The sequence below is a fragment of the Paenibacillus oryzae genome, from assembly GCF_001675045.1.
GTDB classification, from domain to species: domain Bacteria; phylum Bacillota; class Bacilli; order Paenibacillales; family Paenibacillaceae; genus Pristimantibacillus; species Pristimantibacillus oryzae.
Map to the genome: position 1 here is coordinate 1 of NZ_LYPA01000052.1, position 13,618 is coordinate 13,618.

11 protein-coding genes are annotated in these 13,618 nt (G+C 49.5%); 8 read left to right on the forward strand and 3 right to left on the reverse strand.

Annotation, left to right across the window (positions count from 1 at the left end):
- The first annotated feature begins 519 nt into the window (after nucleotides 1-519).
- The 4 genes from A7K91_RS11095 to A7K91_RS11110 all read left to right on the forward strand — a co-directional run bounded on the left by A7K91_RS11095 (nucleotide 520) and on the right by A7K91_RS11110 (nucleotide 5,172).
- Nucleotides 520-2,085, forward strand: a complete 1,566-nt coding sequence (locus A7K91_RS11095; RefSeq protein ID WP_068682621.1) for an extracellular solute-binding protein — start codon at nucleotides 520-522, stop codon at nucleotides 2,083-2,085.
- A 102-nt stretch (nucleotides 2,086-2,187) separates the two neighbouring features.
- Nucleotides 2,188-3,138 carry an ABC transporter permease gene (locus tag A7K91_RS11100; protein ID WP_068682623.1) on the forward strand — a complete coding sequence of 317 codons (951 nt, stop codon included), beginning with the start codon at nucleotides 2,188-2,190 and terminating at the stop codon, nucleotides 3,136-3,138.
- A gap of 25 nt (nucleotides 3,139-3,163) precedes the next feature.
- Nucleotides 3,164-4,039: a carbohydrate ABC transporter permease gene (locus A7K91_RS11105; RefSeq protein WP_068682625.1), complete on the forward strand. Its 876-nt coding sequence runs from the start codon at nucleotides 3,164-3,166 to the stop codon at nucleotides 4,037-4,039.
- A gap of 38 nt (nucleotides 4,040-4,077) precedes the next feature.
- Nucleotides 4,078-5,172, forward strand: coding sequence for a glycoside hydrolase family 88/105 protein (locus A7K91_RS11110; RefSeq protein WP_068682627.1), 1,095 nt, complete (start codon nucleotides 4,078-4,080; stop codon nucleotides 5,170-5,172).
- A 119-nt stretch (nucleotides 5,173-5,291) separates the two neighbouring features.
- Here the strand turns inward: A7K91_RS11110 and A7K91_RS11115 are convergent, their stop codons facing one another.
- From A7K91_RS11115 to A7K91_RS11125, 3 genes are all read right to left on the reverse strand, one after another.
- Entirely contained in the window at nucleotides 5,292-5,654 is a 363-nt protein-coding gene (locus tag A7K91_RS11115) for a VOC family protein (RefSeq protein ID WP_068682629.1), read from the reverse strand.
- 170 nt (nucleotides 5,655-5,824) lie between these two features.
- Nucleotides 5,825-6,163 carry a tRNA-binding protein gene (locus A7K91_RS11120; protein ID WP_068682631.1) on the reverse strand — a complete coding sequence of 113 codons (339 nt, stop codon included), beginning with the start codon at nucleotides 6,161-6,163 and terminating at the stop codon, nucleotides 5,825-5,827.
- A gap of 40 nt (nucleotides 6,164-6,203) precedes the next feature.
- Nucleotides 6,204-6,803, reverse strand: coding sequence for an ankyrin repeat domain-containing protein (locus A7K91_RS11125; RefSeq protein WP_425415657.1), 600 nt, complete (start codon nucleotides 6,801-6,803; stop codon nucleotides 6,204-6,206).
- A 186-nt stretch (nucleotides 6,804-6,989) separates the two neighbouring features.
- On the opposite strand from A7K91_RS11125, the gene A7K91_RS11130 reads away from it, so the two are divergent.
- The 4 genes from A7K91_RS11130 to nikA all read left to right on the forward strand — a co-directional run bounded on the left by A7K91_RS11130 (nucleotide 6,990) and on the right by nikA (nucleotide 13,614).
- Nucleotides 6,990-8,036 carry an ABC transporter substrate-binding protein gene (locus A7K91_RS11130; protein ID WP_068682633.1) on the forward strand — a complete coding sequence of 349 codons (1,047 nt, stop codon included), beginning with the start codon at nucleotides 6,990-6,992 and terminating at the stop codon, nucleotides 8,034-8,036.
- 221 nt (nucleotides 8,037-8,257) lie between these two features.
- Nucleotides 8,258-9,877, forward strand: a complete 1,620-nt coding sequence (locus A7K91_RS11135) for an AraC family transcriptional regulator (RefSeq protein ID WP_245697440.1) — start codon at nucleotides 8,258-8,260, stop codon at nucleotides 9,875-9,877.
- Complete coding sequence (locus tag A7K91_RS11140; RefSeq protein WP_068682637.1) at nucleotides 9,864-11,819, forward strand: AraC family transcriptional regulator; 1,956 nt, start codon at nucleotides 9,864-9,866, stop codon at nucleotides 11,817-11,819. The genes A7K91_RS11135 and A7K91_RS11140 overlap by 14 nt, the downstream gene beginning before the upstream one ends.
- A 148-nt stretch (nucleotides 11,820-11,967) precedes the next feature.
- Nucleotides 11,968-13,614 carry a nickel ABC transporter substrate-binding protein gene (gene nikA, locus A7K91_RS11145; protein ID WP_068682639.1) on the forward strand — a complete coding sequence of 549 codons (1,647 nt, stop codon included), beginning with the start codon at nucleotides 11,968-11,970 and terminating at the stop codon, nucleotides 13,612-13,614.
- Nucleotides 13,615-13,618 lie beyond the last annotated feature (4 nt).

The window sequence follows — 13,618 nt, forward strand, 5'->3', positions numbered from 1 at the left end:
ATAACGGAGAGAACCTTCGTTGGGTAGCTATGTTTTCAACATCCAGTTTTTTGGAAGCATTGTGGGTCAAGCATAGACACTAAGGTCCGTTACATACAGTAACCCCCCCTCGAACCCTCTCATTGCTACCGCTACCCATCTATTTACTCTGTCGTGTCGTATGAGCAAATCCCGCCTACTTGATCCGTCCTATCATATAAAGCTATTCATTCTGGAGCTATTATTTCTATCCGCTTAATCCGCCGTATCGTATGAGCTGCTCCCATCTGCTTAATCGGCGTCTGCGTAATCGTCGGATGCCAAGAGATGCTATTCACGCCAATATAATCCGACCTGCCCATCGGGCCTTTTTCTGTCCCGATGGTGTCCCCATTCAACACAATAATCATTAGCTCAGATGCTGCGTCAAAAGGGGATTTAAACGCGGCAATGTCCAAAATGATTGTTTCGGTACCCCGATAAACGGTGTTAGCCTGATGGAGCAGCAACCACAACGTTTAAATGGAGGGGTCACGGTTAATGAAGACAAAATCCTTTTACATGATGGTCAGCATTGTGCTTGCATTTACTCTTGTGCTGACGGCTTGCTCAAGCGGTAATTCAGGCAAAGGCAGCAATGGCGGGAACAATGGAGGCGAAAGCTCGGCAAACCCGTCAGCGGCGGCCGAACAGGGAGAAAATCAACCGGAGAAACCGACAGAAATTACGATCATGCTTCCGCTCAATATCGCGGAGACGCCGCCCGACACAATTAAAAACGAAGTGGAAAAGCTTACGAACACCAAGCTGACGTATCAGTTTTTTCCTGCTGACACCTATGAGGAGAAGCTGAATACGTCTTTTGCAACAGGGTCTCTGCCACAGGTTACGTATTTGAAAAACCAGGCGACCTTCGTTCAGATGAAGGAAGCGATCCGGGAAGGGCAGTTCTGGGAAATCGGACCTTACCTCAGTGAATTCCCCAACCTGAGCAAGCTGAAGGAAGAGATTTTGAACAATACCAAGGTGGACGGCAAGCTTTATTCGCTATATATCGGCAGGCCGCTGGCCCGTCAGGGGATGATTTACCGCAAGGACTGGGCCGACAAGCTTGAGCTGCAGGCTCCGGCTAATGTCGACGAGCTTTACAACATGCTGGAAAAGTTTACAACCGGCGATCCTGACGGCAACAGTCAGCAGGACACGATTGGGCTTGCGGATCGCAATGATCTGGTGTATGGAGCGTTCAAGACAGTAGCAGCCTGGTTTGGCACGCCAAACAGCTGGGGTGAACTGGACGGCCAGCTGCAGCCGGAGTTTGTATTTCCTCAATATATGGACACGATGGATTTTATGAAAAAAGTACGGGAAAACAAATGGATGAACGTCGATTTTGCGGCAACCAGTAAAACGGATCAGGTTAGTCTGTTTACAAGCGGCAAAGCGGGCGTCTATATCGGCTCCATGCAGGACGTCAACTCGCTGGTGAAGGATCTGGTCAAAAACGTGCCGGATGCCGTTGTAGATGTGCATAGCATGGTAGCGGGGCCGGACGGCAAATTCGCTGCATGGGCGATTCCGGGTTATAACAACGTGGCGCTTTTCCCGAAATCCGCAATAAAGGACGAAGCCGAGCTTAAAAGCATTTTGGCCTTTTTCGATAAAATGATGACGCCCGAGGTGGCCAATATGATGTATTGGGGACAGGATGGCGTGCATTACACGGTGCAGGATAACAAAGCCAAAGCAACGGAAAATCAGGAGCTTACGGAGCGCGAGGTCAAAGGCTTCAAGGACAGCGTCATCGGAGAGCCCGAAACAAACGGAATGTATGAAGGCTACCATGATTTGCCGGCGCGCATTCACGCCGAGCAGCTCATTGTGGAAAATGAAAAAATCGCTGTTCACGACCCGACCTCGGCGCTTGATTCCGCAACGTTCACCCAGAAGGGGACGGAGCTTCAGGAGCTGATCAAGGATGCTACTTACAAATATATATACGGCTCCATTGACAAAGCCGGCTTTGAGAAAGCGGTAAGCGATTGGAAAAAACGCGGCGGCGACGCCATCATCGAGGAATTTAACGCGGCTTATAGCAAGCAGTAATAGCAACCTCATGTATAAACAGTTGCTGTCATTAGGCTCCGTCCATTCCGGCCGGACGGACGGGGCCAGGCAGCCAGCCTTCCGCAGAAAGGAAGATTCAGCATGGATGATATCGTCATTCGGAGCCCAAAAGCTCCCCGGCCTCGAAGCAGCGAGCTTAAGAAAAGACTGTGGCGCAACAAATATTTGTATCTCATGATAGTGCCCGGCATTTTTTATTTTATTATTTTCAAATATATTCCGATGGGGGGCCTGGTCATTGCCCTTCAGGATTACCGGCCGTTCAAGGGCATTACCGGCAGCGATTGGGTTGGGCTGAAGCATTTCGAGCGATTGTTCACTGAGCCGGATTTTTTAAACATCCTCGTCAATACACTGCTGCTGTTCGGGATGAATCTGGTGTTTTATTTTCCGATTCCCATTATATTGGCTTTGATGCTGAACGAGGTTCGGATTTCTTTTTTCAAACGGACGTTTCAGACCTTGGTTTATTTGCCGCATTTTATGTCATGGGTCATTATCGTATCCATCAGCTTTGTTATGCTGACCTCGGACGGTGGAATTATTAACGAGCTTCTTGTTTATTTCGGCTTTGAAAAAATCAACTTTTTGCTTAGCACGGAATGGTTCAGGCCCACTTATATCCTTCAAGTCATCTGGAGGGAAGCGGGATGGGGAACGATTATTTATCTGGCGGCTATCGCTTCCGTTGATCCGCAGCTGTATGAGGCGGCGCGCATGGACGGCGCCGGACGATTGCGCCAGGTTTGGCATATTACGCTTCCGGCGATTCGCAGCGTCATTGTTATTCTGCTGATTCTGAAAATCGGCGACGTGCTGGAGCTTGGTTTCGAGCATGTATATTTGCTGCTTAACTCGATGAACCGCGAGGTCGCGGAAATTATTGATACGTACGTCTATACCGCCGGTCTCCGGCAAGGGCAGTTCAGCTATAGCACGGCGATTGGTTTCTTCAAATCGTTTGTAGGTCTGGTCCTGGTTATGCTGGCGAACAAGCTGGCGAAAAAAATGGGAGAAGAGGGCGTTTATTAAGCCCCGGCCGTTCGGGAGGTCAATCATGGTAGAGGATAAGTCATTTGGCGGTCGCATGTTTTCCATCGTTAACTTTTCGCTGTTAACCATTATTGCGTTGATTACGATCCTGCCTTTTCTGCATGTTGTTGCAGGCTCCTTTACAACAAGCGCGGAGATGGCGGTCAAAAAATTTATACTCATTCCCACGATATGGAGCTTTGACGCATACAAGTTTATTTTTTCCACCGATACGATATTCCGGGCAATGGGCGTGTCGGCCGGGACAACCCTTATAGGAACGTTGTTCAGCATGCTGATGTCGTGCCTGATGGGCTATGGCTTGTCGCGCCGCGATCTGGACGGGCGCAGGGTCATTATGTTTATGGTTGTATTTACCATGCTGTTCAGCGGCGGAATGATTCCGACGTTTCTGGTTGTGAAGGAGCTTGGCTTAATTGACTCCTATGCAGCCTTGATTATTCCATCGGCCATCAGCGCCTTCAACCTAATCATCCTCAAAAATTTCTTTCAAAATATACCCGAAGGGCTGGAGGAATCTGCTAAAATTGACGGGTGCAACGACTTCGGCATTTTGTTCCGCATCGTGCTGCCATTATCCATGCCCGCCATTGCAACTATATCGCTGTTTTATGCGGTGACGTATTGGAATACCTATTTAAGCGCGATTATTTATTTGAACGATAACGCCAAATGGCCTATTCAAGTGCTGCTGCGGCAAATTGTTGTATTGGCGAGCGGACTGGATTACAGCTCCGATCTGGATACGGCGGTGCCTCCTCCGGACCAGACGATCAAAATGGCGGTTATTGTTGTGGCGACGATGCCGATTTTGGTGGTTTACCCGTTTTTGCAAAAGCATTTTGCCAAAGGGGCTTTAATTGGCTCCATCAAGGGCTGACGAGTCGGAAAAAAGATACTGGACGAGGAGTGTAGGGGATGACGGAGAAGGCTAATTATTCACCGATGGATTGGGCTGCCGCGGCTTGTGATTCGCTTATGGCGAGTTACTTGCCCGAGGAGCTGCCGCCCGCTGGCCGTTGGCATTATCATCAGGGCGTCTTCCTGTGCGGAATGGAGGAGCTATGGCTTGTTAATCGCGACGAGCGGTACGAGGCTTACATTAAAAGGTATGTGGACAAGCTGATTGACGAAAATGGCAATTTTGCGTTTGCCCGCGATGAGCTGGACGCCATTCAGCCGGGGCTGCTGCTGTTCCGGCTTGACGAACGTTACGGAGAGCGGAAATACCGGGTTGCGCTGGAAAAGCTGCGGTCCCTGTTCCAAACGCTGAACCGGACGAGCGAAGGCGGCTTTTGGCACAAGGATAAATATGCTTACAATATGTGGCTTGACGGTTTGTATATGGGCGGGGTTTTTGCTCTGAAATATGCTAATGCGTATGGCGATGACGGCTTGCGCGCAACAGCGCTGCATCAGGAAAGGCTTATGCGTCATGCGATGAAGGATAACGAAACGGGCTTGCTTTATCATGCCTGGGACGAAAGCCGGCGAATGCCTTGGGCAGACGCGGCGACAGGCCGTTCGCCGGAATTTTGGGGGCGCTCAATCGGGTGGTACGGGCTGGCTGTTGCCCAGTTTCTTGATGAGCTGGAGGATGGCGCAGAAGGAAAGCAAGAGCTGCAGGCAGAGCTGGCTTCTCTGGCTAAAGCGCTTGTTCAATATCAGGACGAGGCTACCGGGCTGTGGTACCAGGTCGTTGACAAGGGACATCTGGAGGATAACTGGCTGGAAACCTCATGCACGGCGCTGTTTGTTTATACATTGGCGAAGGCCTGCCGTCTGGGACTGGCGGGCGAGGAAGAGCTTGCAGCCGCGCGGCGCGGCTACGAAGGCTTGATCAACGTCCTGCTGGTGGACGAAAGCGGACGTGTCGAGCTGCCTGATATTTGCATCGGCACCCCTGCGGGCGACTATGAAAACTATGTCACCCGCCCAACCAGCAGCAACGACCTTCATGGCGTCGGCGCTTTTGTGCTGGCTTGTATGGAGCTGGAGAAGGCGGGGGAATAAAGAACTGATCGGATGGACACTCCAAAAAGGCTTCTGTCACTTTAGAAGCCTTTTTGGTAGTTACTATTGGTTAGAAATAATAGCATTATGCAGGTGCTGCAAGGCTGTTAGAGCAGTTATTAACTGGCTTGATCAATGATTAAAATTAAATTTCCCTCGGAATCAGTGACATGAAAACCCCAATAATCCGCTCCGTACCGGGCGACCTCATCCACCGTGGCGCCACGCGCCTTCAGTGATTCATGGGCTTGTTTGATGTCAGGAGAGTATAGACTAAATACCGCCCCATCATTGATTGGTTTATGATTCTCGCCCCAATTCATTAGTAAAAGCTTCAAGCCATTTTCCATTTCCAAATCAGCTAAGCCTAAAATGTTGGAGTACCAATGCCGGGCGCGAAAGAGTTTCAGCGGTGTAGGCCGGCGTGTGAAAAGTTCTTCCGATCGCAGTTGTTCCCAGATTTCCCTGAATGATAGTTTCAAATGGTGAAATCCGGGAACACATGCGACCGCTTAAAACGTTCTGGAAGAACGTTACTTCGTAAGCATATGCTTTTCTCCAGAACCCCTCACACTCTGGCCTGTCGCTACTTTTCTTTTGTTCAACTTATATAGCATGTCATACATCAACGTTCACGCAAATTAAAGTGCCATCAAAGCAAGCGAGTGCCAAGCGGCACCGATTGGTCTGGCACGCACAAGGCAACATCTCCTTGCTCATTGTGAAACCCCGTAACCAGGCATTCAGACATGAATGATCCAATTTGCTTTGGCGGAAAATTGACCACGGCTACTACCAGCTTGCCTAACAAGGAATCGGGTGTATAAAGCCCGGTGATCTGGGCGCTTGATTTCCTCTGCCCAACCTCCGGCCCAAAATCCAGCAGCAGCTTATACGCTGGCTTTCGTGCTTCGGGAAAAGGCTCGGCCTGGATAATGCGGCCAACACGCAATTCGACCTTCATGAAGTCATCCCACGCAATTGTTGTCATAGACTTCACTCCTTTTTTATACTCATTTTACTTCAACCGTTTATGAGTGGCTGGCAGCTTCCAGCAGTTTAATTATTTCCTTATAGCCCCGTGCCTTGGCATGCACCAATGGAGTTATGCCGTCACCATCGCCGATAGCAGGATCGGCTCCATAGTCCAGCAGCAGCTTGACGATCGTCTGATGCCGCTCTCCGCCGTCGCCGAGAATGACGGCCTCCAGCAATGCCGTCCAGTTTAAATTGTTTATATGATCTATTTTGACATCCGAATGCTCCAGCAGTTCTTTTACAACCTCAACATGACCGCGATCAGCAGCGGGAATAAGTGCAGTTCCGCCAAAACGGTTGGTCAGAGTTGTATCAGCTTCCGCGCCAATCGCCAGCCTCACAATATCCAGGTATCCTGATGCTCCGGCATACAGCAGCACATTGTTTAGCATGTTGTCGCGAATATTTATATCGGCGCCTTGTGCAATTAACGCCTCCACTGTATCGACATGATTGCCGTACGTTGCGGCTACAACCGCTGTTCTGCCTTTTTCGTCCTGTGCCCCAATGTCAGCCCCGGCCTCCAGCATTTTCAATACCTCAGTTGTATCCCCTCGTTCTGCCGCCGCAATCAATTGTTTATTCACTATCATGATCTCCCCCTGTCGCCTGCTAATTACGCTGCGAATCATACTCAACAGCTTAACAAACCTGCACAAAAAAACAAATACCCATCAGAAATCGCAACAATTAATCCAGAATATCCATTGCTAGCTCCTCCTTTTTTTTCGTATACTAGGCTACAAATGAGAACTATTATCAAAATGGAGGGTTACAGAATGCAGGCTGGGTCGATGAGAAAAAGGGTGTCCGCCATCCTGATGGCGAGTTTAATGTTGTTTATAGCCGCGTGTGGAGGCGGCGCGATTGGTGGAGGAAATGGGGAGAATGCCAGAGCAGGGGCTTCTCCCGCGACTGAGACTGCGGCTTCAACGGAAGCTGCTGCATCGCCGTCGCCGGAAAGTCAGTCCTCGAATGGAACACGCGTTGTCAGCACGGTTAAAGGGGACGTAGAAATTCCGGCAGAGCCAAAAAGAATTGTGTCATTGTATTACCATCATATTTTACTTGCCTTTGGCGTTAAGCCGGTTGGCGCAAACCTGACCTGGTGGGGCGGCAGTCCATATCTGGCCGAGCTGGAGGGCGACGGCATTGTTGATGTCGGCGGCCCGCCGTCTATGGAGGCCGTTATTGCACTTGAACCTGATTTGATTATCGTCAACAACAATAACGAAGCGGATTATGACCAACTGTCCGAAATAGCGCCAACCGTTTTGATTCCCTATGACGCCAAAAGAAACGTCTACGAAGACGCTAAGCTGATTGCAGAGCTGCTCGGCAAGCCGGAAGTTGGCGATAAGCTGCTGGCCGAGTTTGAGGAAAAAGCGGCGGCCGCTCGCGCGAAGCTGGCTGGCAAGGTGGATGAAAACGCTAAAGCGGCTATCATCCGAATTGAAGGGCAAGGCGGCCAGTTTGCTGTGTTTGGCGAAAACTATGGCCGTGGCGGCTGGTCGATTTATGAAGGGTTAAAGCTTCAGCAGCCGGATAAAATTAAAGAGGAGCTGGAGAAGGACGGTCTGGGATTAGTGCAGCAGCTATCCATGGAGCTGCTTCCCGAATTCGTAGCCGACGCGGACTACATTTTTGTTTCCAAAGAAAGCGAAGGCATTGATGAAATTCAGGAAAAAGCGTTGTGGCAATCGATTCCTGCGGTCAAGGAAGGACGCGTTATTGAGCTGGACGGCAAAAGCTACTACTACTTCGATCCCATATCAATCAATGGACAAATCGACTCCATTACCGAGCTTCTATTACAGCTGCCATAAGACTAAAAATAAGGCAAAACAGGAATGCGAATGCGATCCGATGCTCTCTACCAAAAGAGGGCATCGTTTTTTTTGTACCCACAAGGCCATTTTTCTGATTATCCGCTTAATAGATTAGCTTAAGATAATAATTGAAACGCTGCTTTACTTTCGTTACAATAAAATCATTGATTCTTATTCTCAACTAGAAATGCTGGAAGGAGGGTATCCCATTGGCCGAGATGTTGAAGCTGTCGCTTGATAAATGGCTGTACAGTCTAAAAGACATTCAATTAGTCACTTGCGAGCCGGGCAGCGGAGAGGTTCAGCAATTTCCAACCCAGCATACGCTGATTGCTATCATGAGCGGAAACGGCGCCGGTCAATTGGAAGGAAAATATTACCGGCTTCGTAAGGGAGGCTGTTTTCTTCTTCCGCCTTCCGGTGTCATAAAAATGAACCCTGACGACAAGGCAGGGTTATCCTATTGCCTTTTGGAGCTGGATGCTGCCATTGTTGGGAGCAACAACGCTGCGGACACATCATTGCCGTTTCCTTTTTACGGAAAGCTGGATATCGAACCCTTCAGTCGCTGGAAAAGAATGCTGGAGGAGCTGCTTGCCTGCGACAGCGCAAGCCATGAGCTTGCAGCCTTTGAGAGACATATTTTGCTGCAGCAGCTTCTGTTTTATTTGTACCAGCGGAACTGGCTAAGCAAGGAAGCCCCGTATGCGGAGCTTAACCGCATATTGGACATGCTGCATAGCGACCCGACACAGGATTACTCCGTCACACAGCTAGCGCTGAAGGCCAATAGCGGACTTAGGCAGTTCACCTCCATGTTTAAGGAGATGACGGGGTTGAATCCGCTGGACTATATCGCCAGATTGCGCATAAACCGGGCCAAGCGGCAGCTTGTTTCCTGGAATGGAACCTTAAACGGCATTGCAAGCAGCGTGGGGTATCAGGATGTGTATTATTTTAGCCGCCGCTTTAAGCAAATTGTTGGTGAATCGCCAAAGCAATATGCCAGCCGGAAACGTGATGGAATGCGTATCGTTGCGCTTTATTACAGCGGGACGGTTATAGCAATGGGCGTCACTCCTGTCGGGGCGAACCTGACCTGGTGGGGAGGCAGCGCTTTTCTGAGGGAGCGCGAAGCACAAACGGTTGATCTTGGCGTTTCGCCAACGCTGGAGCAGATTGCCGGCCTTAAGCCTGATTTGATACTGCTGAACGACCATAACCGCCATCATTATGAGCAATTGCAGAGCATTGCGCCAGCGGTGTTTATTCCATACGACGGGCATCGTCATCTCTATGAAGAAACACGCATGCTGGGCAGAATTGTCGGCAACCCGCAAGCGGCGGAACGGTTTATTGTCCGTTATGAACGGAAAGCGTCAGCCATCCGTCGGAAGCTGAAGGAGGCTGGCGTCCCTACGGAACAGCTAACTGCAGTTATTCTTAGAATCCAGAGCAACGGAAGCCAGTTTGCCGTGTTTGGCGATAATTACGGCAGAGGAGGATGGAGCATTTATCGCGGTCTTCGCTTTAACCCGCCGTTAATGGTGCAAAGGCTCATCGATAACGGCGATCAAATCAGGCAAAATCTGCCCATTAGTGCATTGAATGACTATGCGTGGGAAGCAGATTACATTTTTGTGGTGAATGAAGGCGAAGGCATACGTCAGATTGAGGGAAGGGAAGGATGGAGAAGTCTTCCCGCCGTTGCGGGCAACCGGGTATTCGAGCTGAGTCATGAGCAAATTTCTTATTTTGATCCCATTTCAATTGAAGGACAGCTTGACTTGCTTGGCGAGCTGCTTCAGGAAGCAGGGGTTTGGAATGAGATTAAATAATCAAATTAAAGTATGGAATCATGCCTATATTAAAATAATGGATGTCAGACTGATGACTCTGCAGCGTGGGGAGAAGCTGGCGGATTACCGTTTTCCGTGCAGCGTTTTTCTGTATATGACTAAAGGACAAGCACTGCTGAATTTGGACGAAAAAAGTTATTCGGCAGGCGTTTACCGGCTGTTTCATGGAGGCAAAGGGGCAAGGCTGCGGGTACATGCTATAGAGTCGCTTCAAATGTACATGGTGCTGTACAAAGCTGTATTGACTTCCTCATGTCCTTCGGCAATTGTCGAGCTGGCGGAGGCCGACAATCCGTTTCTGTTCCATTACGAATTTGGGCCCCGTTATCCCGTTAAGCTATATGAACGGCTTGTAAGCATGTATGCCCAATGGAACAGCGCGTCAGAGCTTGGCTCGCTACAGGCTAAAGCCACCTTTCAGCAGTTTATCCACGAGCTGCTCTGGCAGCTTCGACTGCAGGAGGTGGAGCCGGAATCGCCGGACAGAGTAAGTCAAGCCATACGCTACATACATGAGCATTATCGTGAGCCGGTTTCGCTAACCGCGATTTCCTTCTTTCTGGATTGCAGCGAAGGGCATTTGTCCCGTCTGTTCAAAAACAAGCTGGGTCTTAGTCCCATCCAGTATTTGAATAAGCTCAGAATACAAACGGCTCAACAATTGCTGCTTGGCAGCGAGATGACGCTTCAGGAGGTTGCCGAGCAAGTTGGTTTTCCCGACGCCCATTCTTTTAGCCGCAGCTTCAAAAAGCATGCTGCCTGCACGCCTCTCGCTTTTCGCATTAATGGCGCGGGGGCTGACAACGATCAGAAATTGCCCTTGCTCATATCAGAAAATGCCCTTTTAAAGAAACAACCTCTCTTTTATAATGATATTGAAAATCATTTTCATTATATAAAGGGGAGAGAAACGTATATGCAACAGAGAAATAAGCAAGTTGCCATAGTTATGATGTTAGCCTGGAGTCTGATTCTGTCTGCTTGTTCCGCTACTGGAGGGAGCAGCGGAACAAGTGAAGCTCCGTCCTCCGGTCCGTCGTCTACAGCAACGGCGGCAGAGGCTGAAACAAGAACAATATCTACGCCGCGCGGCGATGTCGTGGTTCCGGCCAATCCTAAACGCATAGTAGCCGATCAATATATGGGCCATCTGCTAAAGCTCGGCATTAAGCCGGTCGGGGTTAAACATATTATGTTGGATGAAGGCTGGTTCGATAAAGCGGGGGTCACCGAGGAGACGTTGGCAGGCATTGAGGATTTAGGCGACCTTCCTCTGGACCTTGAGAGGATGACGGAGCTCGAGCCTGACCTGATTCTGGTATCGGTGGACAAGGAGCTGGAGCAATACGAAAAAATCGGCACGACCGTATATGTACCTTATTGGGAAGGAGAGTCTACGGTTGAACCGCTGGAAAAATTCAAACGGATCAGTGATGTGTTTGGTAAGAGGGATATAGCGGAACAATGGATCGCGGAATACGAGAAAAAAGCTGAAGCCGCCAGGGAGAAGATTAAAGGTGCCGTTAAGGAAGGCGAAACCGTATCCGTCATTCAGTTTAGCCAAAATGTCGTTTACGTGCTTGCCGCTAAAGGCGGCAATTACGGTGCGCCAACAATCTATGAAACGTTGCAGCTGCAGCCAACGCAAAGCGCTCTGGATATGAAGGATGGTTTTGAAGCCATTTCGCTGGAGGTGCTGCCTACTTATCTGGGGGACCATATTTTTGTCTATAATGGCGATAAGGAATTGCTCGAAGAATCGATGCAGAGCAATATTTGGAAGCTGGTGCCCGCCGTTCAGAAAAACCAGGTTTATCTGTATGGCAATGCTTACGATGACGAGTTCCTGATGGAGGACCCCTATTCGCTGGAGCAGCAGCTAGACACCTTTACTTCACTGCTGCTGGAAAATCGCAATTAACCAATAACCTTCATTTATTTCAAAACGGCTTTTATCCTGCATGGGGTACAAAGCCGTTTGTTGTTTCGCGCATATTGACAGCATGAATGCTTTTCACTATTATTAATGAGAATCATTATTACTTAACCGAAACGGAGCAAAAGACAAGATGAGGATGACAACCAAGAAGACGCTGCTATCTATCGCTGCCTTGATGATACTTCTATCAACGCTGCTAATGGCTTGCAGCAAGCAGGAAGGCAGCCCGGGCTCAACAAATGAAACGGGTAATCAGTCGGCAGTCGCAGGAGAAAAGGCCATTACGCTATCCTGGCCGCGCGACGTTGGTCCAATGAATCCCCATGCCTATAATCCCTCACAGCTATTTGCCCAATCTATGATCTATGAGCCGCTCGTCGGCTACAAAGCCGGAGGCAAGCTTGAGCCAATGCTGGCTGAATCTTGGAGCATATCGGACGATGGCAAGGAATATACATTCAAGCTGCGTCAGAATGTGAAGTTTTCTGATGGAACGGCTTTTAACGCGGCAATCGTCAAACGCAATTTTGACGCCGTTATGAAAAATGCCAATTTGCATAGCTGGCTTGGCGTTATCAATATGCTGGACAAAACAGAGGCGGTTGACGAATACACGTTCAAAATGACGCTGAAGCAAGCGTATTATCCGGCCATTCAGGATCTTTCGCTTGTTCGTCCTGTTCGCTTCCTTGGCGAAGCGGGTTTCCCGGCGGGCGATGATACCTCCAAAGGCATAGAGAAGCCCGTTGGAACAGGTCCCTGGATATTGGCAGAATATAAAAAGGACGAATATGCGGTATTTACCCGCAACCCTGATTATTGGGGCGAAAGTCCAAAAATCGATAAAATCACCGTCAAAATTATTCCCGATCCGGAAACTCGCGTCCTTGCTTTTGAAAAAGGCGAGCTTGATTTGATTTTTGGCGAAGGCGTCATCAGCATGGATGCTTTTAATCAGCTCAAGGAGTCCGGCAAATATACAACGGCATTGTCCGAGCCGGTGGCAACAAGAAGCTTGCTGCTGAATACAACAAACCCTATTCTTGCTGATTTGCGGGTGCGCCAGGCGTTGCATGCCGGCTTCAACAAGGAGCAGATGGTAGAAGGTATCACGCTGGGGCTGGAGGAGAAGGCGGATACTATTTTGTCCCAAAACTTCCCTTATACGACAAAGGTTGATGTGAAGCCTGTTGAATACAATCCCGAGCATGCGGCTGCTTACCTGGAGGAAGCAGGCTGGGTATTGCCATCCGGCAAAGCTGTCCGCGAGAAGGATGGTCAAGCGCTGGAGCTGGAATTGATTTTTGACAAAACAGATCCGCTTCAAAAAGCGATGGCTGAAACGATGCAAGCGGAATGGAGCGCAATCGGCGTTAAGCTGAATATTACGGGACTTGAGCTCACCACTCAGATTCAGCGCCGCAAGGCCGGCGACTACGATCTTGATTTCTGGAGCAACTATGGAGCGCCGTATGATCCGCATTCCTTCATTAATGTTGTGGCGGAAAAAGGCTGGGGCGTTGCGGAGGCCAATGCAGGCTTGCCGATGAAGGGCGAGCTGGATGGGCAAATCCGTGAGGCGCTGGGCTCGACGGACGAGATGAAGCGCCAGGAGCTGTACAGCTCTATCCTGACCACGCTGCAGGAGCAGTCGGCGATTATGCCTATTTCGTATATTAAAAAGACCGTTGTGCTTCAAAAGAAGGTGACGGAGTTTGCCTTCCCTGGAAATAGGGATGAACATCCGTTTGAAGGCATAGACATCAGCCAGCAATAAGCAG